General features: G+C 42.0%; 1 protein-coding gene. It reads left to right on the top strand.

What is annotated here, in order from left to right; genetic code table 11:
* A partial coding sequence (locus tag R0J92_RS22930; RefSeq protein WP_411053363.1) for a hypothetical protein occupies positions 1-197 on the top strand: 197 nt, incomplete at its 5' end.
* Positions 198-274: the final 77 nt, after the last annotated feature.

Below are 274 nucleotides of genomic sequence, written 5' to 3'. Positions count from 1 at the left end.
ATAATGGGTCATGGTTATCTTGTTATTCTAATAATCACGGTATTCCTCTTTATATGGAAGGTCAGCATTCCGAAGGGACTTGGAAAATGACAGCAACAGATTTCCAACTCTCCGTGCAAGATAGTGATTTTTCTTTACCGGCTCAACCCCAGTCAATTCCGGGAATGCCCAATGGCTTCCAGATGCCCAATCGTTAATCGTGGCTTCAGGTCGGTGTTCCTAGTTATGTCTCAGGATCAGGGAAATAATTTGATAAAGTTATGATGACACTTTG

This window comes from Tritonibacter sp. SIMBA_163 (genome assembly GCF_046535935.1).
Taxonomy (GTDB): Bacteria; Pseudomonadota; Alphaproteobacteria; order Rhodobacterales; family Rhodobacteraceae; genus Epibacterium; species Epibacterium scottomollicae.
Note: the sequence above shows the minus strand (reverse complement) of the source record. Positions and strands in the feature narration are given on the sequence as shown.